21 protein-coding genes and 1 pseudogene are annotated in these 20676 nt (G+C 55.6%); 9 read left to right on the forward strand and 13 right to left on the reverse strand.

The genetic code is table 11. The features are described from left to right. Nucleotide 1 precedes the first annotated feature (1 nt). The 10 genes from tolA to aspS form a co-directional block, all read right to left on the reverse strand. Nucleotides 2-1249, reverse strand: a complete 1248-nt coding sequence (gene tolA, locus IEW52_RS00225) for a cell envelope integrity protein TolA (protein WP_188628070.1) — start codon at nucleotides 1247-1249, stop codon at nucleotides 2-4. Nucleotides 1250-1253: 4 nt separating this feature from the next. Then, nucleotides 1254-1679: a protein TolR gene (gene tolR, locus IEW52_RS00230; RefSeq protein WP_229667736.1), complete on the reverse strand. Its 426-nt coding sequence runs from the start codon at nucleotides 1677-1679 to the stop codon at nucleotides 1254-1256. Then, a complete protein-coding gene (tolQ, locus tag IEW52_RS00235; protein ID WP_188628072.1) occupies nucleotides 1679-2359 on the reverse strand; it encodes a protein TolQ in 681 nt (226 codons plus the stop codon). The genes tolR and tolQ overlap by 1 nt, the downstream gene beginning before the upstream one ends. Continuing rightward, a complete protein-coding gene (gene ybgC, locus IEW52_RS00240; protein WP_188628073.1) occupies nucleotides 2349-2762 on the reverse strand; it encodes a tol-pal system-associated acyl-CoA thioesterase in 414 nt (137 codons plus the stop codon). Before ybgC ends, tolQ begins: the two co-directional genes overlap by 11 nt. A gap of 381 nt (nucleotides 2763-3143) precedes the next feature. After that, complete coding sequence (gene ruvB / locus IEW52_RS00245; RefSeq protein ID WP_188628074.1) at nucleotides 3144-4190, reverse strand: Holliday junction branch migration DNA helicase RuvB; 1047 nt, start codon at nucleotides 4188-4190, stop codon at nucleotides 3144-3146. 3 nt (nucleotides 4191-4193) lie between these two features. Further along, nucleotides 4194-4799 carry a Holliday junction branch migration protein RuvA gene (gene ruvA / locus IEW52_RS00250; protein WP_188628075.1) on the reverse strand — a complete coding sequence of 202 codons (606 nt, stop codon included), beginning with the start codon at nucleotides 4797-4799 and terminating at the stop codon, nucleotides 4194-4196. Between the two features lie 245 nt (nucleotides 4800-5044). Further along, entirely contained in the window at nucleotides 5045-5566 is a 522-nt protein-coding gene (gene ruvC / locus IEW52_RS00255) for a crossover junction endodeoxyribonuclease RuvC (protein ID WP_188628076.1), read from the reverse strand. Between the two features lie 41 nt (nucleotides 5567-5607). Beyond that, nucleotides 5608-6348 carry a YebC/PmpR family DNA-binding transcriptional regulator gene (locus tag IEW52_RS00260; RefSeq protein ID WP_188628077.1) on the reverse strand — a complete coding sequence of 247 codons (741 nt, stop codon included), beginning with the start codon at nucleotides 6346-6348 and terminating at the stop codon, nucleotides 5608-5610. Beyond that, entirely contained in the window at nucleotides 6335-6796 is a 462-nt protein-coding gene (gene nudB, locus IEW52_RS00265; RefSeq protein WP_188628078.1) for a dihydroneopterin triphosphate diphosphatase, read from the reverse strand. Before nudB ends, IEW52_RS00260 begins: the two co-directional genes overlap by 14 nt. A gap of 2 nt (nucleotides 6797-6798) precedes the next feature. Then, complete coding sequence (gene aspS / locus IEW52_RS00270; protein WP_188628079.1) at nucleotides 6799-8595, reverse strand: aspartate--tRNA ligase; 1797 nt, start codon at nucleotides 8593-8595, stop codon at nucleotides 6799-6801. A 217-nt stretch (nucleotides 8596-8812) separates the two neighbouring features. Here aspS and IEW52_RS00275 point away from each other — a divergent pair, with 217 nt between their 5' ends. The 6 genes from IEW52_RS00275 to IEW52_RS00300 all read left to right on the forward strand — a co-directional run bounded on the left by IEW52_RS00275 (nucleotide 8813) and on the right by IEW52_RS00300 (nucleotide 15007). After that, nucleotides 8813-9655 carry a DUF72 domain-containing protein gene (locus IEW52_RS00275; RefSeq protein ID WP_188628080.1) on the forward strand — a complete coding sequence of 281 codons (843 nt, stop codon included), beginning with the start codon at nucleotides 8813-8815 and terminating at the stop codon, nucleotides 9653-9655. A 318-nt stretch (nucleotides 9656-9973) separates the two neighbouring features. Continuing rightward, a complete protein-coding gene (gene cmoA / locus IEW52_RS00280) occupies nucleotides 9974-10717 on the forward strand; it encodes a carboxy-S-adenosyl-L-methionine synthase CmoA (protein WP_188628081.1) in 744 nt (247 codons plus the stop codon). Further along, nucleotides 10714-11724 carry a tRNA 5-methoxyuridine(34)/uridine 5-oxyacetic acid(34) synthase CmoB gene (cmoB, locus tag IEW52_RS00285; RefSeq protein ID WP_188628082.1) on the forward strand — a complete coding sequence of 337 codons (1011 nt, stop codon included), beginning with the start codon at nucleotides 10714-10716 and terminating at the stop codon, nucleotides 11722-11724. The genes cmoA and cmoB overlap by 4 nt, the downstream gene beginning before the upstream one ends. Beyond that, nucleotides 11717-12484 carry an ATP-dependent zinc protease family protein gene (locus tag IEW52_RS00290; RefSeq protein ID WP_188628083.1) on the forward strand — a complete coding sequence of 256 codons (768 nt, stop codon included), beginning with the start codon at nucleotides 11717-11719 and terminating at the stop codon, nucleotides 12482-12484. Before cmoB ends, IEW52_RS00290 begins: the two co-directional genes overlap by 8 nt. A 5-nt stretch (nucleotides 12485-12489) precedes the next feature. Further along, a complete protein-coding gene (locus IEW52_RS00295; protein WP_188628084.1) occupies nucleotides 12490-14019 on the forward strand; it encodes an inactive transglutaminase family protein in 1530 nt (509 codons plus the stop codon). Beyond that, nucleotides 14012-15007, forward strand: a complete 996-nt coding sequence (locus tag IEW52_RS00300; RefSeq protein WP_188628085.1) for an alpha-L-glutamate ligase-like protein — start codon at nucleotides 14012-14014, stop codon at nucleotides 15005-15007. The genes IEW52_RS00295 and IEW52_RS00300 overlap by 8 nt, the downstream gene beginning before the upstream one ends. Nucleotides 15008-15724: 717 nt before the next feature. On the opposite strand, the gene rluB is transcribed toward IEW52_RS00300, so the two are convergent. The 3 genes from rluB to rnm are packed head-to-tail and all read right to left on the reverse strand — an operon-like array spanning nucleotide 15725 to nucleotide 18142. Then, on the reverse strand, nucleotides 15725-16669 hold the full coding sequence (gene rluB, locus IEW52_RS00305; protein ID WP_188628086.1) for a 23S rRNA pseudouridine(2605) synthase RluB: 945 nt from the start codon (nucleotides 16667-16669) through the stop codon (nucleotides 15725-15727). A gap of 9 nt (nucleotides 16670-16678) precedes the next feature. Beyond that, nucleotides 16679-17299, reverse strand: a complete 621-nt coding sequence (locus tag IEW52_RS00310; protein ID WP_188628087.1) for an L-threonylcarbamoyladenylate synthase — start codon at nucleotides 17297-17299, stop codon at nucleotides 16679-16681. An 18-nt stretch (nucleotides 17300-17317) separates the two neighbouring features. Next, nucleotides 17318-18142 carry an RNase RNM gene (rnm, locus tag IEW52_RS00315; RefSeq protein ID WP_188628088.1) on the reverse strand — a complete coding sequence of 275 codons (825 nt, stop codon included), beginning with the start codon at nucleotides 18140-18142 and terminating at the stop codon, nucleotides 17318-17320. 235 nt (nucleotides 18143-18377) lie between these two features. Between rnm and IEW52_RS00320 the strand changes: the two genes are divergently transcribed. The 3 genes and pseudogenes from IEW52_RS00320 to IEW52_RS15645 form a co-directional block, all read left to right on the forward strand. Then, nucleotides 18378-18515, forward strand: coding sequence for a hypothetical protein (locus IEW52_RS00320; protein WP_188628089.1), 138 nt, complete (start codon nucleotides 18378-18380; stop codon nucleotides 18513-18515). Between the two features lie 20 nt (nucleotides 18516-18535). Then, nucleotides 18536-20086 (forward strand): anthranilate synthase component 1, encoded by a 1551-nt coding sequence (locus IEW52_RS00325; protein ID WP_188628090.1) that lies wholly within the window; start codon nucleotides 18536-18538, stop codon nucleotides 20084-20086. Continuing rightward, a pseudogene (locus tag IEW52_RS15645) lies at nucleotides 20079-20675 on the forward strand (aminodeoxychorismate/anthranilate synthase component II); the annotation flags it as partial. The gene IEW52_RS00325 and the pseudogene IEW52_RS15645, both read left to right, overlap by 8 nt. Nucleotide 20676: the final 1 nt, after the last annotated feature.

Here is a 20676-nt window from a genome sequence, read left to right on the forward strand (position 1 = left end):
TCTATAGCCTCGGTTTCAGCGTCAAATTCAAGTTTTGTAGTTCTTTAACCAGCTCAGAATTTTTGGGCATGGGTAAAGGGCTTGCCTTGCGGATTGCCACTATGCCCGCCTGACACACTGCATTATCGCCACTGCCATCGCCTATTTTGAGCACCAGACCATCGGCGGCAACTCGCACATTAACCACACACTGCTTGCCCTGCATGGTTGAACTCACTTGAAAATAGCGTTCAACCGCTTGCTGTATCATGGCTCGGGCTTGATCAATCTCACCTTGTGAAGGGGCAGCCGGCGCGCTGCTGTTGCCGAGATCATCCCCCATCATGGCTTCCAGATCTTTTAAGGCCTGCTCACTGGCCGCTGCTTTTTTCGCTGCTGCAGCCTTGGCTTCCGCCGCTTTCGCCTCAGCGACCTTCTTCGCTTCGGCGGCTTTGGCATCTGCGGCTTTCTTCGCTTCAGCCGCCTTGGCATCAGCTACTTTTTTTGCTTCAGCGGCCTTGGCGTCAGCTACTTTTTTTGCTTCAGCAGCGGCTTTGGCCTCGGCCGCTTTTTTCGCATCCGCTGCCGCTTTGGCTTCTGCTGCCTGTTTTGCTTCTACAGCCGCCTTGGCCTCCGCCGCTTTTTTCGCTTCTGCAGCCTTGGCGTCGGCTTGTTTCTTGGCTTCTGCCGCCTTGGCATCGGCTTCGGCTTTTTGCTTGGCCGCTAATGCTTTTGCTTCGGCATTGGCTTTCGCCTCTGCTGCGGCCTTGGCTTCAGCTACCCGCTTTGCCTCAGCAGCCTTGGCCTCCGCCGCTTTTTTCGCTTCCGCGGCCTTGGCTTCAGCGGCTTTTTTGGCTTCTGCTGCAGCTTGCGCCTGACGCTGTTCGGTTACTTTTTGTTGTTCGGCCCTAGCCGCCGCCTGTTCTGCAGCCAGTGCTTTTTGTTGTTCAGCGACACGGGCGGCTTCTTGAGCCTGCTCCTGTTTGGCCGCCTGCTGCTCGGCCGCGGCCGCCGCTTTTTGTTCTGCCTCGGCTTGCGCTTGCTCGGCTGCCGCTTCCTGTGCCTGCTGTGCCCGCATTTCGTCGAGACGCTTGGCCTGCTGCGCCACCATGCCATCATCAATCATGGTAGCTTCAATAATAGATGCCGGCTGTGAAGGCCGTTTGGGTGCACTAAAATCGATGCCCACCAACAAGACAACCCCCACCAGCAAATGCAGAGCCAGCGAGATAACCACTGCTTTTTTAATACCGCCTTGCTCCGTTATCACAGGTCTACTGCTCCGGCTGGGTCATCAGGCCCACGCTCGGCACTCCGGCCGCTTTCAGCGTGGCCATTAACTGAATGACGGCGTCATAACGCACACTGGCGTCACCCTTTACCACAACCGGCGATTTTGGGGTCAGCTTTAACTGACTTTGCACCATATCGGCCAGGGCCAGCAAATCCACCGCCTGGTTACGGCTATCACCCACATCAAGAAAATAATTCCCTTCGGCATCGATCGAAGCCACCAAAGGTTTGTCACTGTCTTCCGGCATCATTTCGGCTTCGGCCTGGGGCAAGTCAACGTTCACGCCCTGGGTTATCACAGGCGCCGTGGCCATAAATATAATCAGCAATACCAACATAACGTCGATGTATGGCACCACGTTGATTTCGGCCACACTCTTGCGCCGTCTACGCTGATAGCCGTGCATCATTGCTGACCTGCCGCCACTTGGCGATTGAGAATGGTCGAAAACTCATCCATGAAGTTGGCTAAATGATTTTCCTGACGCTCAACCTGATAACTGAAACGGTTGTAGGCAATCACCGCCGGAATAGCGGCAAACAAGCCCAACGCAGTCGCAATCAATGCTTCGGCAATACCCGGTGCTACCATCGACAGCGTAGCTTGCTGTACTTCGGCCAGGGCGATAAAGGCGTTCATGATGCCCCAAACGGTACCAAACAAGCCTATATAAGGACTGATGGAGCCAATGGTCGCCAGCATGGACAGGTTGGTTTCCAACCTGTCTACTTCACGAGACAAGGCCACACGCATGGTGCGATAAGTGCCTTCCAGCATGCTTTCCTGAGAGCGCCCCTGCTTTTGCAGACGGATAAACTCTTTAAAGCCGGCATAAAAAATCTGTTCCATACCCGCCAGATTATCCCGGCGCGCATTGCTCTCGTGATAAAGACGGCTCAAATCGGAACCCGACCAGAACTTGTCTTCAAACGATACCGAGTCACGTTGTGCCGACGTCAGTATCTTGCGGCGATTGATAATCATGGCCCAGGATAAGATCGACATGGCCATCAATAACAGCATCACCAGCTTGACCAATAAGCTGGCCTGTAAGAAAAGACCTATAAATGATATTTCAGCATGCACCTGACAATACTCCCATCAGCGGCTCAGGAATGGCAAAGGGTTTCATATGAGCTATTTGAACACATGCAATCAGCACGGTTCCCCGCACCAGAGAAAGGCCCGCATCATCCAGAATTTCTTGCTCAAACACAATAGATGCACGTTTCAGCTTTTTCACCGTCACGGTGACTGTTAGTGCATCATTGAAGCGGGCGGGTTTCAACATATCCAGCTCGATACGACGCACCACGAAAGCCACGCCCTGCTCAAGCAGATTATCTTGCTCAACACCCAGGCTACGTAACCACTCGGTGCGAGCTCTTTCCATAAATTTCAAATAATTAGCGTTGTAAACAATACCACCGGCGTCGGTATCTTCGTAGTAGATCCGCACCGGCCAGCTAAAGAGTGTTTCTGACGTCATTCGCTTAGCCATAAAGGGCCAAAAATAGATGCGAATACTATACCTGAGTCAAATTTAGGAAAGAAGACAATGGCCAACAGCGACGACAATTCTCGACCAGGAAACGGAGTGGGTGAAGGGTGAAGTGTAAAGCGAACAAGCCAAGCAAACCCAGAGGACTGGTGTGTTCTGTAGTCTGCCGCTTTAGCTGGCAGGCCAGCGTAGCTGGATTTAAAACCCTTCTGCTAACGCAGAACCGGCAGCTAAAGCGCCGGGCTACAGGGCGTGGCGTTAGAGGCAGTGTGTCCTGTAGGGTCGAATTTATTCGACCAGCAACCGTGACTCGGCCTTGAAGCGGTCCAATGAATTGGACCCTACAAAAACAAACCAGAATTCTGGTTTTTAGTTGGGAGTTTGCCGCTGGATGCTGGGCGCGGCCAATCGTCCTTCAGGTAGTTCGAAGCCGAAGTGTACATAGGCGCGGGGGGTGGCCATGCGACCGCGGGGGGTGCGTTGTAAAAAGCCCTGCTGGATCAGATACGGCTCGATGACATCTTCAATGGTTTCTTTTTCTTCACCAATGGCGGCCGCCAGGTTATCCAGCCCGACCGGCCCGCCCATAAATTTATCCAGCAGCGCCATCAACAACTTGCGGTCCATGTAGTCGAAACCCTGCTTGTCGACATCCAGCATATCCAGCGCCTGAGCGGCAATATCGGCATTGATGTCGCCACTGCCTTTTACTTCGGCAAAGTCCCGTACTCGACGCAGCAAGCGATTGGCAATACGTGGCGTGCCCCGGGCTCGGCGCGCCATTTCCAGAGAGCCGTCATCATCTATGCTCAGGCCCAGCTTGTCGGCACTGCGGCTGATAATGTGCGCCAAATCGGCCACCTGATAAAACTCGAGCCGCTGCACTATGCCAAAGCGATCGCGCAACGGCGAGGTGAGCGAGCCGGCGCGGGTAGTGGCGCCGACCAGGGTAAAAGGCGGTAATTCCAGTTTAATGGAGCGAGCAGCCGGTCCTTCGCCAATCATGATGTCCAGCTGATAATCTTCCATCGCCGGATACAGGATTTCTTCTACCACCGGGCTCAAGCGGTGGATTTCATCGATAAACAGCACATCGCCGGCTTCCAGGTTGGTCAGCATGGCCGCCAGATCACCGGCTTTCTCCAATACCGGGCCCGAGGTGGTTTTAATACTCACGCCCATTTCATTGGCCACTATATTGGCCAGGGTCGTTTTACCCAGCCCCGGCGGGCCGAAGATCAACAGATGATCGAGCGCTTCTTCCCGGCGCCGTGCCGCTTCGATAAAAATTTCCATCTGGCTGCGCACATGATCCTGGCCACGATAATCCGCCAGCGCCTTGGGCCGAATGGCGCGATCGATGACTTCTTCTTCCCGCTGCGGGGCGGGATTGATAAAACGGTCCGCTTCTATCATGGGTTACACCATACTTCGCAGGGCTTCGCGGATCAGTTGTTCGGCATCCAGCCCGGGCTTGGCAACCTTTTTCACCATTTGTTCGGCCTGACTGGCCTTGTAACCCAGAGCCTGCAAGGCGGCAGCCGCCTCGCCTTTGGCATCTTCAATGTGCCCGGCCTGGGTCACCGACTCCGGTGCCGGATTGAACAAGTCATAACCGCCAAAGTTTTTCAGGCGATCACGCATTTCAATAATCAGCCGCTCGGCGGTTTTCTTGCCTACCCCGGGCAGCTTCACCAGAGCGGTAATATCGCCTTGATCCACATTATAAATAAACTGATCCGCCGTCATGCCCGACAAAATACCCAGTGCCAGTTTAGGTCCTACGCCGTTGGTTTTAATCAGTTCACGAAACAATGCGCGTTCGGTTTTGGTATTAAAGCCAAATAACAGCTGAGCGTCTTCACGCACCACAAAATGCGTGAGCACGGTCGCCGCTTCGCCCACATTGGGCAATTCGTAAAAGCAGCTCATGGGCAGGGTGACTTCGTAGCCCACACCATTGATATCCAGCAGAATATCGGGGGCCTGCTTTTCGCTGATAATACCTTTTAACCGACCAATCACGGCATGTCTCCTAACCTAGGGGTAATGCGCAAAGAATAATAAATAACTGGATAGATATCCAGTTAATACCAGCACTCAGCCTTAAGCTGGAAGCGATCAGCTAAAAAACACACCGCACCCTGTAGCCCGGCGCTTTAGCTGCCGGTTCTGCGTTAGCAGAAGGGTTTTTAACATCCCGCCGAGACGGGACTGGCAGCTAAAGCGCCAGACTACAAAACGGGCTTTGGTTTATCTTCAAGCTTGGGTTAACGCAGTCTGCCTCTTACCGTACCTCTTACCTGGCCGGCCATGCTGATCAGGCTTTGGCGGGTATGGCCGTGGCAAAGAGCTACTGCCAGGGCATCGGCGGCATCGGCCTGGGGGGTACCGGGCAGGTTCAGCAATTTAACCACCATGTGCTGCACCTGAGACTTGTCGGCGCCACCCTGCCCCACCACCGCCTGCTTGATTTGCCGTGCCGAGTACTCGGCCACCTCCAGCCCGGCATTGGCTGCGGCAACAATAGCCGCGCCCCGAGCCTGGCCCAGTTTAAGCGCCGAGTCGGGGTTTTTTGCCATAAACACCTGCTCGATGGCGAACAGGTCGGGCTGAAACTGCAGGATAATTTCGCTGACGCCGTCGTAAATTTTTTTCAGTCGCGGTGCCAGATCGGCGTCGGTCATGCGGATGCAGCCCGAGCCAAGGTAGGTCATTTTATTACCGGTTTGGCTGACCACGCCATAACCGGTAATGCGAGAGCCGGGGTCGATACCCAGAATGATTGCCATAAAAAGCAGCTTTAAGCTTACAGCTCCCCGAAGGGGCCGCCTTAAAGCTGGGCCGCCACGTCGTCGGAGATGTCACCGTTGTGATACACCTCTTGCACGTCATCGGCATCTTCCAGCATGTCGATCAGGCGCATGAACTTGGGCGCCGTTTCTTCATCCAGCTCGGCACTGGTCGTGGGGATCATGGTGACTTCGGCATTCACGGCTTCAAGTCCGGCCGCATCCAGCGCATCTTTTACCTGACCAAATTCATCCCACTGGGTATACACGTCGATTGAACCGTCGTCGTTGACTTCCACGTCGTCGGCACCGGCCTCGAGTGCGGCTTCCATCAGCGTTTCTTCATCCAGATCCTGATAGCTGATCACGCCCTTTTTCTCGAACAGGTATGCCACCGAGCCGTCTGTCCCCAGGTTGCCGCCACTTTTCGAGAAGGCATGGCGCACTTCCGCCACCGTACGGTTACGGTTGTCGGTCATGCATTCCACCATAACGGCGGTGCCACCCGGGCCATAGCCTTCATAGATAATGGTTTCCAGTACCTGACCGTCCAGCTCGCCGGCACCGCGTTTGACCGCACGATCTATGGTATCGCGGGTCATGTTGTTGGACAGGGCCTTGTCGATGGCCGCCCGCAGTCGCGGATTGGTCGCCGGATCCGAGCCGCCCTCTCGCGAGGCCGTAGTCAGCTCGCGGATCAGTTTAGTGAAGACTTTACCGCGTTTGGCGTCTTGTGCCGCCTTGCGGTGCTTGATATTAGCCCATTTACTATGACCTGCCATCAGTGTCATCTCCCTTGTTATTCATTTGGATCAGCCTGTCGATGGCCAGCTTGTTGGTCCAGGAGCTCGCGCGTTCGCGAGCCTCGGCCAGCGGCAGCCAGCACTGAGCCTGATGCTCGGTTAGCTGCACCCGTTGCGGGCTCGACAGACGTAAATAAAATTCATATTCCCAATTATGGGTGACCCCGGGGCGGTAACGATGCCGCCACCGTGGATAAATTTCAAACCGCACCCGGCGTCCGGTTTCCACCAGCTGCACGCCATCCCCCGGACGCAAGCCGGTTTCTTCGGCCAACTCGCGCTCCGCGGCCTGAAAACGGGTTTCGCCAGGCTCCAGGCTGCCGGTCACCGACTGCCAGAAGTCGTCATTATCCAGGCGCTGCAGCAGCAAAACCTGATCGTCGGTATGGATCAAAATCAATACCGACTCCGGGTGCTTGAACGCCATGCTTAGCTATCGGCCTTGTTGGCTTGCTCTGTCTTATCGGCCTTGGTGGGCAACTCGATCCGTACCGCCAACTCTGCTAACGAGTCGGGATTCGCCAGGCTGGGTGCATCGGTCAGCAGGCAAGAGGCAGTGGTAGTTTTCGGAAACGCAATCACGTCACGAATGTTGTCGGTGCCGGTCAGCAGCATCACCAAACGATCCAGGCCAAAGGCCAGACCCGCATGGGGCGGCGTGCCGTACTTCAACGCTTCCAGCAGGAAGCCGAACTTCTCTTGCTGCTCCTCGGCATTAATGCCCAGCAGGCGGAACACGGTTTGCTGCATGTCGTTATTGTGAATACGCACCGAACCACCGCCCACTTCGTAGCCGTTGATGACCATGTCGTAGGCATTGGCCAGCGCCGTTAATGGCTGTGCTTCCAGCTCGCTGGCACTCAGATCCTTGGCGGCGGTAAACGGATGGTGCATGGCGTACAGGCGATCGTCTTCTTCTTCAAACATCGGGAAGTCAACCACCCACAGCGGCTTCCAGCTGTCTTCGAACAAGTCCAGATCTTTACCCAGCTTCAAGCGCAGCGCGCCCATGGCATCGCTCACCACCTTGGCAGAGTCGGCACCGAAGAAGATGGCATCGCCGTCAGCCGCACCGGTACGCGCCAGCAACTCGGTCACTATGCTTTCATTCAGGAACTTGGCAATCGGCGATTGCACGCCTTCCAGCCCCTTGGCGGCGTCGTTCACCTTCATCCAGGCCAGACCTTTGGCGCCGTAAATGCCGACAAACTTGCCGTATTCATCAATCTGCTTGCGCGACAGGGCCGCACCACCCGGTACTTTAAGGGCGGCAACGCGACCTTTGTCATCGTTGGCGGGGCCGGAAAATACCTGGAAGTCGACGTCTTTCACCAGGTCGGCAATATCAACCAGCTCGGTGGCGATCCGCAAATCCGGCTTGTCGGAACCAAAACGGCGCATGGCTTCGGCGTAGCTCATTACCGGGAAGGTGCCCAAGTCCACACCGATCACGTCTTTCCACAGTTCGGTGACCAACTGCTCCATGATTTCCCGTACCTGATCGGCACTCATGAAGGAGGTTTCCACATCGATCTGGGTGAATTCTGGCTGGCGGTCGGCGCGCAAGTCTTCATCCCGGAAGCACTTCACGATTTGGTAATAACGATCGAAGCCGCTCATCATCAGCAACTGTTTGAATAGCTGAGGTGACTGGGGCAAGGCATAGAAGTAGCCTTTGTGCACACGGCTGGGCACCAGGTAATCCCGGGCACCTTCCGGGGTGGCCTTGGTCAGCATCGGGGTTTCAATGTCCAGAAAACCCTGTTCGTCCATAAAACGACGCACCCGGCTGGTCACCTTGGCACGGGTTTTCAGGTATTTGGCCTGCTCGGGGCGGCGCAAGTCCAGATAACGGAATTTAAGGCGCTGCTCTTCCGAGTTGTTCTGGTTAAAATCCAGTGGCAGGGCTTCTGCGCGGTTGATGATGGTCAGTTCGTGGGCAAAGATTTCTACCGCACCGGTCGCCATGTCCTTGTTAACCTGAGACTCGGGACGAGCACGCACCACACCGCTCATTTGAATACAGAACTCGGCACGCAATGAAGACGCCTTGTCATAGGCTTCGGCTTTATCCGGATCGAAAAACACCTGCACTATGCCTTCGCGATCTCGCATGTCGATAAAAATCAAACCGCCCAGATCACGACGACGATGTACCCAACCGCTAAGAGTGACGCTCTGGCCGACCAGGGCAGCATCTACCTGCCCGCAATAATGAGTGCGCATGGAGTCTTCCTATGGTGTAGCCCCGCAACAAAAGTGGTTGCACGGCATGAATTTGTTAGTAAATAGCGGGCTAGTATAATGGAAAAAGCAAAGGTCGGTAAAATCATGTCTTTATAAAGACGGGAATAGGGATTAGGGACTGGGGACTGGCAAGGGCAAAGCGTGGATTCCTGATCCCGATTATCCAGTCCCGAGTCCCGTTGTTGAAAGGAAAAATATGTCGTTATATATCGGCTTGAGCCAGTGGTCACATCCGGCATGGCCCGGCCAGCTATTGAGCCGTGGGCTGAAAAGCACCGAGCATTTGCTGGACTATGCCAAAGTATTCAACTCGGTAGAAGGCAATACCAGTTTTTATGGCGTGCCCGATAATAACAGCCTGGAGCGCTGGGCCAACCAGACACCGGATGAGTTTCGCTTTACCTTCAAGTTTCCGTCTACCGTGAGCCATCAAGGCCAGTTGCTGGATAATCACACTGGGGCACTGGGCTTTATTGAGCAACTGGCACCGGTGCGCGAAAAACTCGGCATGCTGATGTTGCAGTTGCCCGCTGCCTGTGGCCCCGAGCAGCTGAACGGCCTGGCATACTTGCTGGGGGCCTTGCCCGTTGATCTGCAATATGGGGTAGAAGTTCGCCACCCGGCCTTTTTTGCCAAGGGCGATGCCGAGCGCCAGCTTAATCGCTTGCTGCTGGAACATGGCGCCAATCGTATTATCATGGACTCGCGGCCGGTATTTTCTGCGCCGCCCAATACCCCGGCGCTGGCGGATGCCCACCAAAAAAAGCCCAGAGTGCCGGTGCATATCATCAGTACCGGACAGGCTCCGGTGATCCGCTTTATTGGTCATCCCGAGCCCGACTATAACCTGCGCTTCTGGCAACCCTGGCTGCCGCGCATTCAGGGCTGGCTGGATGAGGGAAAGTCGGTGTATGTATTTGTGCACACCGCCGATAATCAACTGGCACCGCAGTTGGCGGCAGACATAGCACGGGCCCTGCAACGGCCCCTGCCGGACTTCCCCGGCCTGGCCCCCAGCCCACAGGGGCAGTTGTTTTGATAAATAGTAAAGAGGGATGAGTAAAGGGTGAAGAGGACGACAGAAGAGCGAAAAAAGGAAAAAGGGGTAGGAGCCATTTTAAATTAATGACTCCTACCCCTATATTGGCTACCAAAGAGACGGGCGGGCTACAACAACGCACTAGATGTGGACGATCGCGTGGCCTTATGTCGTTCTCTTCCCCCTTCACTCTTCACTCTTCACTCTTCCACCTTCACCGCTCTTTAATTAGTTTGTCGCCTGATGCGGCTTCTTTTACAATAGCCGACATTGTGTGCAGCTCGGCTGCCGTCCGCCACAGGTCATTATTACTCCGCTATGCAATCAAAAGATCACATCTTCGCCGCCCCCATTGCCCAGTTGGGTGACTTCTGCTTCGACCAAAAAGTGGCCGAAGTATTTCCCGACATGATCAAGCGCTCTGTGCCGGGCTACTCCAATATTATTTCTGCCATCGGCATGATGACGGCCCGCTTTGCCCAGCCGCACAGTCAGTTATATGACCTGGGCTGCTCTTTGGGTGCCGCCACCCAGGAAATGCGCCGCAACCTGACCCAGGATGGCTGCGCCATTATTGCCATTGATAACTCCAGCGCCATGCTGGAGCGCGCGGCCAATCATCTGGCAGCCTTTAAATCGGACGTCCCCGTCACGCTCACCGAGGCCGATATTTGCGATATCGAGATTGAAAACGCCTCCGTGGTAGTGCTGAACTTTACCCTGCAGTTTATTGCTCCCGACAAACGCGAAGCCTTGCTGAAAAAGATTTATCAGGGCCTGAATCCCGGTGGCGTGCTGATTTTAAGTGAAAAGTTCATCAGCGCCGACGACACCGTCAATCAACTGCTGATCGACCTGCATCACGACTTTAAACGTGCCAACGGGTACAGCGAGCTGGAAGTCAGCCAAAAACGCACCGCGCTGGAAAATGTACTGCGCCCGGATACCCCGGAGCAGCATAAAGAGCGTCTGGCTCGCGTGGGCTTTAATCACGTAGACATGTGGTTTCAGTGTTTTAACTTCGGTTCTATGGTTGCGATTAAACAGGTTGCCATTAAATGATTGATTTTAGCGAATTTTACCAGCAGATTGCCAAAAGCCGCCTGCAGCACTGGCTGCATTGTCTGCCCGCGCAGCTGCACGCCTGGCAAAAAACACATCTGCATGGCGACCTGGCGCGCTGGGTGCGGGCGCTGCGTAAACTGCCCAATACCCACACCGATCATCTAGAATTAACCGATAGCGTCAGCATTGGACGCCCAGACGAGATAAGCTCTGGCGAACAAAAGAAGATCAACAGCCTGCTGGATCAGTTTCACCCCTGGCGCAAGGGGCCGTTTGAAATACACGGCATTCATATTGACACCGAGTGGCGGTCCGACTGGAAATGGGAGCGGCTGGCGCCTCACATCAGTCCGCTCAAACACCGCTATGTGCTGGACGTAGGTTGTGGCAGCGGCTACCACTTGTGGCGCATGCGCGGCGCCGGCGCAAAAATGGCAGTAGGAATTGATCCTTCCCCATTGTTTTTATGTCAATTTGAGGCGATAAAGCACTTCGCCAATGGTTATAAAGGAATTCAGGTATTACCGCTGGGCATTGAAGAGCTGCCCGAACTAAGAGCCTTTGATACGGTGTTTTCCATGGGCGTGCTCTATCACAGGCGCTCGCCTATCGATCATTTGCTGCAATTGAAAGCGCAGCTGTGCGATGGGGGAGAATTAGTGCTGGAAACCCTGGTGATTGATGGCGACGACCATCAGGTGCTGGTACCGGGCGAGCGTTACGGCAAGATGCGCAACGTCTGGTTTATTCCCAGCTCTGCGGCTCTGGTCGGTTGGTTGCACAAGTGCGGTTTTGAAAATATAAGAGTGGTGGATGAAAGCACCACCACTTTGCAGGAACAAAGGCGCACCGATTGGATGCGCAACGAATCACTTGCGGACTTTCTGGATCCAGAAGACGCGAGCAAAACCATAGAGGGCTACCCGGCACCCAAACGGACGATTATTATCGCCAACAAGCCGGTTGACCCACAAAATCATCAACAAGAGGCACAATATGAATAATGTCGCGACATCACTGATTCTACCCCTGTTGCTAACCGCCTGTGTTAGCCAGACGTCACCGATGGACGCGCAGCCCGAGCCTCTGCCTGTTACCGAGCAACAGCTCAATGCTAACCTCTCCAGCCTGGAAGCCCGGCTGGTAGAGACCATATTTGAACAAAACCAGCAAGTCAGCAGTAATCACCATGCCTTTATGACTGCATTGCAACAGGATATCAGAAACTTGAAGAAGCAGATTAACCGCCCCATCATTGCGCCACAGCCTGCTGTGACCCCGACCAACGCCACCGAGTCTCCCAAAGACGAGACCAGAGATGGCAAGCTGGTAGTCGGTGAAACCGAACAGGTATGGCTCGATATTATTGAAGACAGCTTTGCGGCGCGTATCGATACCGGCGCCACCACCTCGTCGTTAAGCGCACAAGACATCACGGTATTCGAACGTGACGGCAAGCCCTGGGTGAGCTTTAACATGGCCCACGAAGGCGTGGATGAAAAACTGCAGGTAGAAACCCGTCTGGTACGTTATGTACGCATCCGCCAGGCCTCAGCCGACAGCGTAGAACGACGCCCTGTGGTCAAACTGAACATGCGTCTGGGCCGCCTGTCGGAAAAAACCGAGTTTACGCTTACCGACCGCAGCCAGATGACCTATTCGGTTCTGCTGGGCCGTGAATTTTTAAAAGACATCGCCGTGGTCGACATTGCTCGCCAGAATGTACAAGGCAAACCCAAGCGCCCTTCTCAAGCTAGCGAGTAACCTTCATGTCCTCTCGTAAACCCTTTTATATCATTGTTGCTGCCCTGTTTCTGGTCGGCTTTGCGCTAATGCTGCAGCGGCACTTCGTATATGAAGTGCCCTGGCTGCCAGGCGAAAAGCGCCAAATCTGGTCTATTGAAGCCAAGGTGGAATTTGAAGCCAAAGGCAAACCGGTCAAGGCGTCGCTGGCCATTCCGGGCAGTCAGCCCGGCTTTACCCTGATGAACGAGTCGGCCGCCTCACCGGGTTATGGCTTGTCCTTTGTTGAAGCCAAGGGTGGCAGTCGTGCCGAGTGGACCATTCGCAATGCGTCCGGCCCCCAGGAGTTGTACTACAAAGTCGACATGATGCTGGATCCATTCGCCCAGGCCCCCTTGTCGACCAAATTGCCGACCATGATGCAGGTAGAGGTGGCCGAACCTTATGCCACTGCCATGGATCAAATGTTGTCACTGGCAGAAGAACGTTCGGCAGACGGCATCACCCTGACCCGAGAGCTGATAAAGGAACTGAACAATCGTGGCCAGAATGCCGAACTGCTGGGTCAGTATCTGCCACCCGGGCCACTGCTGGTCGAACTGTTACACCGCGCAGACGTACCGGCTCGTCTGCTGCAGGGCTTGCAGCTGGAAGATGGCCGTCGTCGCCAACCGCTGATCAATCTGGTTCAGGTGTACAACGGCGAACAATACGAAATATTCAACCCCGAAACCGGGATACAGGGACGCCAGGAACAGCTATTGCTGTGGGAATACCATTCCTCACCGGTACTGGATCTGGTGGGCGGCAGCAACTCGCGCGTCACCTTTACCATGCTGGAGCAAGAGCAGCCGGTGAATGTGGCACTGGCGAAAAAGTTCGACCAGCCTCACTGGATCAACGTGTCGTTATACAATCTGCCGCTGGAAGAGCAGGCGCTGTTCAAAGGCATTTTGCTGGTGCCGATTGGTGTGCTGGTGGTGGTGTTCCTGCGTATTATTGTGGGGGTGAAAACCTCGGGCACCTTTATGCCGGTGCTGATTGCCATGGCCTTTATTCAAACCAGCCTGATCACCGGTCTGGTGGGCTTTTTGATTATCGTAGGCACCGGCCTGATACTGCGCTCTTACCTCTCGCATCTTAACCTGCTGCTGGTGGCGCGAATATCGGCGGTCATCATAATGGTGATCGGTATTATCGGCTTCTTCAGTATCATTGCCTATCAGCTGGGCCTGACCGAGGGCATGAAGATCACCTTCTTCCCGATGATCATTCTGGCCTGGACCATAGAGCGTATGTCGATTCTGTGGGAAGAAGAAGGCCCCAAAGAAGTCGTCAAACAAGGCGGTGGCTCACTGATGGTCGCCGTGGTGGCATTTTTGGCCATGAACAGCGAAGTGGTACGTCACATTACCTTCAACTTCCTGGGGTTGCAGCTGATGGTGATGGCAGTGGTACTGCTGCTGGGTAACTATACCGGCTATCGCCTGACCGAGCTCAAGCGCTTCAAGCCTTTGGTTGATGAATACAAAACTGATGATCACAAGCATGATTAAACGCTGGCTCGAACAATACGCCTCCCCCTTTGCCCTGGGCGACATGGGCATTATGGGCATGAATCGGCGCAATATTTCCTATATCAGCCGCTATAACCCGCGCCGCTTGTACCCGCTGGTGGACAACAAGCTGGAAACCAAGCGCATTGCCCTGGATGCCGGTGTCACCGTGCCCGATCTGATTGGCGTCATCGAATTTCAGCATCAGGTCAGCAGCCTGCTGGATAAGGTAAAAGACTGGCCCGGCTTTTGTATCAAACCGGCAAAGGGCTCCGGCGGCAAAGGCATAGTGGTGATCGTGAATCACGACCGGCAGAACTTTGTTAAGCCCAGCGGCAAGGCCGAAAGCATCAGCGACCTGGAGCGGCATGTATCCAACATTCTGGCGGGATTGTTTTCGCTGGGTGGCAAACCGGATGTAGCGCTGATTGAAGCCTTGATTAACTTCGATGATGTGTTTGAAGGCTTTTCCTATGAAGGTGTGCCCGACACTCGCGTTATCGTGTTCAAGGGCTTTCCGGTGATGGCCATGATGCGGCTGTCGACCGAAGCGTCGGACGGCAAGGCCAACCTGCACCAGGGAGCGGTTGGCGTGGGCCTGGACATCAACACCGGCAAGGCCATTCGTGCCGTGCAGTTCAATCTGCCCATTCGTTATCACCCCGATACCGGCCGTGATTTACTGGAGCTGAAAGTGCCCTACTGGGAGCAGCTGCTCAGCCTGTCGTCGTCGTGCTACGAAATGTCGGGGCTGGGCTATATAGGCACCGACATGGTACTGGACAAGCATAAAGGCCCCATGCTGCTGGAGCTGAACGCCCGCCCCGGTCTGGCCATTCAAACCGCCAACGGCGCCGGCCTGGTTCCCCGTTTGCGCAAGGTGGAAAAACTCGGCAAAAAGACCATCTTCAGCCCGGAACAAAGGGTCGAATACTCGCGCCGCGAATTCGCCATGGGCCTGAATATGGAGCTCAACCCCAATCAATAAGCGATGAGCGTCAGCCCGACGTAAACAAAAAAACCATCAAACATACCGTACCTTATAGCCCGGCGCTTCAGCTGCCGGTTCTGCGTTAGCAGATGGTTTTAAATCCCGCCGAGGCGGGACTGCCAGCTAAGGCGGCAGGCTACAGAACACACCGAACCCTAACGCCACACCCTGTAGCCCGGCGCTTCAGCTGCCGGTTCTGCGTTAGCAGAAGGGTTTAACATCCCGCCGAGGCGGGACTGCCAGCTAAAGCGGCAGGCTACAGAACACACCGAACCCTAACGCCACACCCTGTAGCCCGGCGCTTCAGCTGCCGGTTCTGCGTTAGCAGAAGGTTTTAAATCCCGCCGAAGCGGGACTGCCAGCTGAAGCGGCAGGCTACAGAACACACCGAACCCTAACGCCACACCTTGTAGCCCGGCGCTTCAGCTGCCGGTTCTGCGTTAGCAGATGGTTTTAAATCCCGCCGAGGCGGGACTGCCAGCTAAAGCGGCAGGCTACAGAACACGCCAGTCCTCTGGGGTTGCTTGGCTTGTTCGCTTTACACTTCACCCTTTACTCTTCACAACACCCGCGACGGGACTGCCAGCTGAAGCGGCAGACTACAAAACCTAAAACCAGGTCCGGTGTTCGTCGGAATGACCGCAAAAAAAACCCGAGCCTGTTGGCTCGGGGTTTTGATGTTGCTCTTTAACTCACGGCTTCCAGCTGTGGTGCTTACAGCCGGGTTTTACGCTTTTGCCGTGGGTTGGCACTGCGTGGGCGGGTGGGGGCCGGCTTTTTCTTGGCGCCTGTACCAGTACTGGCTCCGGTGCCCGCACCTGTGCTTTTCACGCGGGAGTTATGCTTGCGCACCGCCTTGCGAATTTGTGCCACCTGCTTGTAACGCTCGGTGGCATGTACGTCTACCTTGCTTTCTTTCTCGGCGGTTAATCCAACCTCGGAGCGCAGGTAGTTCACCTGATCCAGGCCCATTTCGGACCAGCCACCCCGTGGCAGGTTGCGAGGCAGCTCGATTTTGCCATACCGTACCCGGATCAGTCGGCTGACCTGCATTTCCTGCGACTCCCACAGGCGGCGCACTTCACGGTTACGGCCTTCTTTCAGCGTAACGTGGAACCAGTGGTTCATGCCTTCGCCACCCTGATACTTGATGGTGTCGAACTTGCCCATGCCGTCTTCCAGCATCACGCCCTTGCGCAGCCGCTGCAACATGGCTTCGGTCACTTCACCAAATACCCGCACCGCATATTCACGATCAATTTCGTGGCGTGGGTGCATCAGGCGATTGGCCAGTTCACCGTCTGTGGTAAACATCAGCAGACCGGAAGTATTTACATCCAGACGCCCAACAGACACCCAGCGTGCGCCCTGCAGCTTGGGCAGGCGGTCGAATACCGTGGGCCGACCTTCCGGATCTTTACGGGTGCTCACTTCGCCTTCCGGCTTGTGATAGGCCAGCACGCGGCAAACAACCTCGGCTTCGGGCTGGGTTTCAACCGGATGGCCATCCAGACGAATTTGCTCTCTACCGGTTACACGGTCGCCCAGGGTCGCCACGTTGCCATCTACGCTTACTCGCCCTTCGCTGATCAGCGCTTCAATTTCACGGCGCGAGCCTTTGCCTGCCCGAGCCAGCACTTTTTGCAGTTTTTCAGTCATGTTATTCACTTATTCAAAGGGACGAGTGTCGCCGGCACCAGCACGGGCAATCACGGGGGTATTATCGTACAACTCAATCACGGTCGTCGGCTGGGGATCCAGCACACCACCGTCAATAATCAGATCGACCTGCTTTTCCAGTTTTTCACGGATCAATTGCGGATCGTACTCAGCGTCGGTTTCACCGGGTAAAATCAGACTGCCCGACATCAAGGGTTCACCCAGGGCCTCAAGCAAAGCCAGGCTAATGGCATTGTCCGGCACCCGCAAACCAATGGTTTTACGCTTGGGGTTCTGCAGCCGCTTGGGCACTTCCTTGGTGGCGTGCAGAATAAAGGTATAGGCACCCGGGGTGTTGTTCTTCATCAATCTGAAGGCACCGTTGTCTACCCGGGCGTAAAAAGACAGCTCGGACAAATCGCGGCACACCAGGGTAAAGTTGTGATCTTTTTCCAGCTTGCGAATGCGACAGATACGCTCCATGGCGTTCTTGTCGCCCACCAGACAACCGATGGCATAGCCAGAGTCGGTGGGATAAACCAGCACACCGCCCTGGCGAATAATCGCCACTGCCTGATTGATCAGGCGAGCTTGCGGGTTTTCGGGGTGCAGTTCAAAATATTGGCTCATGATTCCTCCCGGAATGATTTAAATAAAACGCGTCCACACGGCAGTGGCTTCTTTGGGTAGCCACAACTGCCGGCCCAGCTCTCGCCATTGGCTGGGAAAATGAAAGTCAGATCCAACCGACGCTTCCAGCTTGAATTCCTTGCTCCACTCACCCAACGTAGCACGTTCCTGTGGGCTCTGCTGTGCCATGGAGACTTCCATGGCATCGCCACCTGCCTCGGCAAAGGCCGCCAGCATTTTCTTGACCCATTTATTGGATAAGTCGTAGCGCGTCGGGTGCGCCAGCACCGCCACACCGCCCGCCTGATGAATGGCATCAATGGCCTCGTCAAGGGAGCACCAGTCTGGCGGAGCATAGCCGGTATTGCCACGGCTTAAAAACTTTTTAAACACCTTGGGTATGGAGTCTGCCGCCCCCTGACTCAACAACCACTTGGCCATATGAGTACGGGTAATGGGCGCATCTCCGGCCAGGGCCCGGGCGCCTTCATAACCGCCCGGAAATTTGGCTTTCTCAAGCCGTTCGGCCATCAGGCGCGCTCTTTGCTCGCGTCTGTGTTGCTGTTCGGCCAGCAAGGCATTCAGGCCCGGATGATCGCACTGAATATTCAGCCCCACCACGTGTACTTCCAGCGCCTGCCAAAGACAGGAAATTTCCACGCCGTTAATCAAACGCACACCATGCTCCGCCGCCGCAATGGCCGCTTCGGCCAGTCCGCCCAGGGTATCGTGATCGGTTAGCGCCAGCACATCCACTTCTTTTTCGGCCGCGCGGGCCATCAGCTCGGTGGGAGTCAGCTGGCCATCCGACGCCGTAGAATGGCTGTGTAAATCAATTCGCATAAAAAATCCTGTGCTCGGGGTTGACTTGCCCCCCCGAATATCGTTTAACTATGTCTAGTTTCAGATTAACGAGAAGAGCGCGATGTTTCAGCAAAATTCCACTCTACGCATTATTTGGTGGTGGCACACTCCCTAACCGCGGGTGTGTGATTTGCTGTATTCGTCTTTAAGTCTCAGCGAACATGAAAGCCCGCCCTAGTGCGGGCTTTTTTATTATCCAGCAAAAGGTGACGCGATGAAACCGACCGACAAGATTTTTTGGCGATGGCAATCTCAGCCGCAGGTTACCCCGATTAAAACGGCATTCGTGACCATTACCGATGACGACATTGCCAGCCAGGTGATCAGGCAGATACCTGATGACCGCGATTAACACATAAGGAAGACAACAAGATGGCGCAAGGTCAGCTCCACGTTTTATTGCAAGATGCACCCTACACCGACGATCCGCTCGCGTTATTCGCAGCCCTTACAAAAGCCGGCGACAACAGCATGCTGCTGGAATCGGCAGAAATAGACACCAAGGCCGGTACCCAAAGCCTGTTGATGCTGGATGCCTGTGTTCGCCTGGTATGCCAGCAGCACACCGTCACCCTCAGCGCCCTCAACAATAACGGCCTGCCCGCGCTAGACCTGGTTCAACAGGCACTGGGCGGCGAGCGGACAGCCCGGCAACTGGTGGTGACCCTGCCCCAGGCAGACGATACCCTGGACGAAGACAGCCGCCTCAAGGCGCCATCGGTACTGGAAACCCTGCGCCTGATTTTAACGCGCTTTCAGGCCGATAAAGGCCAGCAGCACATCTTTATGGCCGGCACCTTTGCCTACGATCTGATTGCATCATTCGAGCAGTTAGCCGCCGTGCCTGAAGGCATCAATGCCTGCCCCGACTTTTGTTTTTACCTGGCCGAAACCCTGATTACGCTGGATCATAAACAGGAAACCGGACGTCTGTCGGCCTGCGTATTTGACGCCGCCGAACAAAACCGACTGCTGGCAAGACTGCAACAGCTGACCGAGGCCTGTGGTCGAGCTCATCCCGAGCCCGCCGCCGATGCCCAGTTGCACGGCCACATTCAGGCCAGCAAGAGCGATGCCGAATTCAAGGCCGATGTCACCAACCTCAAGCAGCATATTCAAGACGGCAATATTTTTCAGGTGGTGCCGTCGCGCAGCTTCAGCCTGCCCTGCCCGCGCCCGCTGGCCGCCTATCGCAAACTCAAGCAAACCAACCCCAGCCCGTATCTGTTTTATGTGAATGACCAGGACTTCACCCTGTTTGGTGCCAGCCCCGAAAGCTCGGTTAAATTCGACCACGCCAGCCGCATGGTTGAAATGTACCCCATAGCCGGTACCCGCAAGCGCGGCCTGAACCCGGACGGCAGCGTCAACCTGGATCTGGACGGCCGCATCGAGCTGGATCTGCGCCAGGATACCAAGGAAACCGCCGAGCACCTGATGCTGGTGGACCTGGCCCGCAACGACATTGCCCGCATCAGCGAGCCCGGCACCCGGTATGTGAAAGACCTGCTCAGCGTAGACCGCTACAGCCATGTGATGCACCTGGTGTCGCGCGTAGTGGGCACCCTGCGCCACGATCTGGACGCCCTGCACGGCTATCAGGCCTGCATGAACATGGGCACCCTGACCGGCGCGCCCAAAATTCGCGCAAGCGCCCTTATTCGGGAAGTGGAACAGGAACGTCGCGGCAGCTACGGCGGTGCCGTGGGTTACATTAACGGCCAGGGCGACATGGACACCTGCATCGTGATCCGCTCGGCCTTTGTCAGTGATGGCGTGGCCCACGTGCAGGCCGGTGCCGGCGTGGTGTATGACTCGGATCCGCAGTCGGAAGCCGACGAAACCCGCAACAAGGCGGCGGCGGTACTTAACGCCATCGCCCTGGCCCACGGCACCACACTGGCGGAGGTGAGCCATGACTAACACTATTTTCCTGCTCGATAACTACGACTCTTTTACCTACAACCTGGTGGATCAATTCCGTACCCTGGGCGCCACCGTCAAGGTGTATCGCAATACGGTGCCGGTACCCCAACTGATGGCTGCCATGGAGCAAAGCCAGCAACAGGGAGATCGGCCTATTCTGGTGCTGTCGCCAGGCCCCGGCACCCCCAGCGAAGCCGGCAACATGCCGGCGCTGATCACGACCTGCATCGGTCGCTTCCCTATTCTGGGCATTTGCCTGGGCCATCAGGCTCTGGTGGAGCACTACGGCGGCGTGGTCGGCAGCGCCGGTGAAATCAAGCACGGCAAGACCTCACTGATCAGCCACAACGGCCAGGGGGTGTTTGCCAACCTGTCCAACCCGCTGCCGGTGGCCCGTTATCACTCGCTGGTGGGCAGCAAGATCCCCAGTACCCTGCCGGTGATTGCCGATTACCACGGCATGACCATGGCGGTGCAGGATACCGCCAAGCGGGTATTGGGTTTTCAGTTTCATCCCGAGTCCATCATGACCACGGAGGGCGCGCAACTGCTGGCCCAAAGCCTGGCCTTTTTAAGTGCGCCGGAAA

Source organism: Oceanisphaera marina (assembly GCF_014643915.1).
Lineage (GTDB): Bacteria > Pseudomonadota > Gammaproteobacteria > Enterobacterales > Aeromonadaceae > Oceanimonas > Oceanimonas marina.

Coding starts and splice junctions, on each gene's coding strand:
- tolR (WP_229667736.1), bottom strand. CDS start 1,679: ATGCACGGCTATCAGCGTAGACGGCGCAAGAGTGTGGCCGAAATCAAC.
- ybgC (WP_188628073.1), bottom strand. CDS start 2,762: ATGACGTCAGAAACACTCTTTAGCTGGCCGGTGCGGATCTACTACGAA.
- ruvB (WP_188628074.1), bottom strand. CDS start 4,190: ATGATAGAAGCGGACCGTTTTATCAATCCCGCCCCGCAGCGGGAAGAA.
- ruvC (WP_188628076.1), bottom strand. CDS start 5,566: ATGGCAATCATTCTGGGTATCGACCCCGGCTCTCGCATTACCGGTTAT.
- IEW52_RS00260 (WP_188628077.1), bottom strand. CDS start 6,348: ATGGCAGGTCATAGTAAATGGGCTAATATCAAGCACCGCAAGGCGGCA.
- nudB (WP_188628078.1), bottom strand. CDS start 6,796: ATGGCGTTCAAGCACCCGGAGTCGGTATTGATTTTGATCCATACCGAC.
- aspS (WP_188628079.1), bottom strand. CDS start 8,595: ATGCGCACTCATTATTGCGGGCAGGTAGATGCTGCCCTGGTCGGCCAG.
- IEW52_RS00275 (WP_188628080.1), top strand. CDS start 8,813: ATGTCGTTATATATCGGCTTGAGCCAGTGGTCACATCCGGCATGGCCC.
- cmoA (WP_188628081.1), top strand. CDS start 9,974: ATGCAATCAAAAGATCACATCTTCGCCGCCCCCATTGCCCAGTTGGGT.
- cmoB (WP_188628082.1), top strand. CDS start 10,714: ATGATTGATTTTAGCGAATTTTACCAGCAGATTGCCAAAAGCCGCCTG.
- IEW52_RS00290 (WP_188628083.1), top strand. CDS start 11,717: ATGAATAATGTCGCGACATCACTGATTCTACCCCTGTTGCTAACCGCC.
- IEW52_RS00295 (WP_188628084.1), top strand. CDS start 12,490: ATGTCCTCTCGTAAACCCTTTTATATCATTGTTGCTGCCCTGTTTCTG.
- IEW52_RS00300 (WP_188628085.1), top strand. CDS start 14,012: ATGATTAAACGCTGGCTCGAACAATACGCCTCCCCCTTTGCCCTGGGC.
- rluB (WP_188628086.1), bottom strand. CDS start 16,669: ATGACTGAAAAACTGCAAAAAGTGCTGGCTCGGGCAGGCAAAGGCTCG.
- IEW52_RS00310 (WP_188628087.1), bottom strand. CDS start 17,299: ATGAGCCAATATTTTGAACTGCACCCCGAAAACCCGCAAGCTCGCCTG.
- rnm (WP_188628088.1), bottom strand. CDS start 18,142: ATGCGAATTGATTTACACAGCCATTCTACGGCGTCGGATGGCCAGCTG.
- IEW52_RS00320 (WP_188628089.1), top strand. CDS start 18,378: ATGAAACCGACCGACAAGATTTTTTGGCGATGGCAATCTCAGCCGCAG.
- IEW52_RS00325 (WP_188628090.1), top strand. CDS start 18,536: ATGGCGCAAGGTCAGCTCCACGTTTTATTGCAAGATGCACCCTACACC.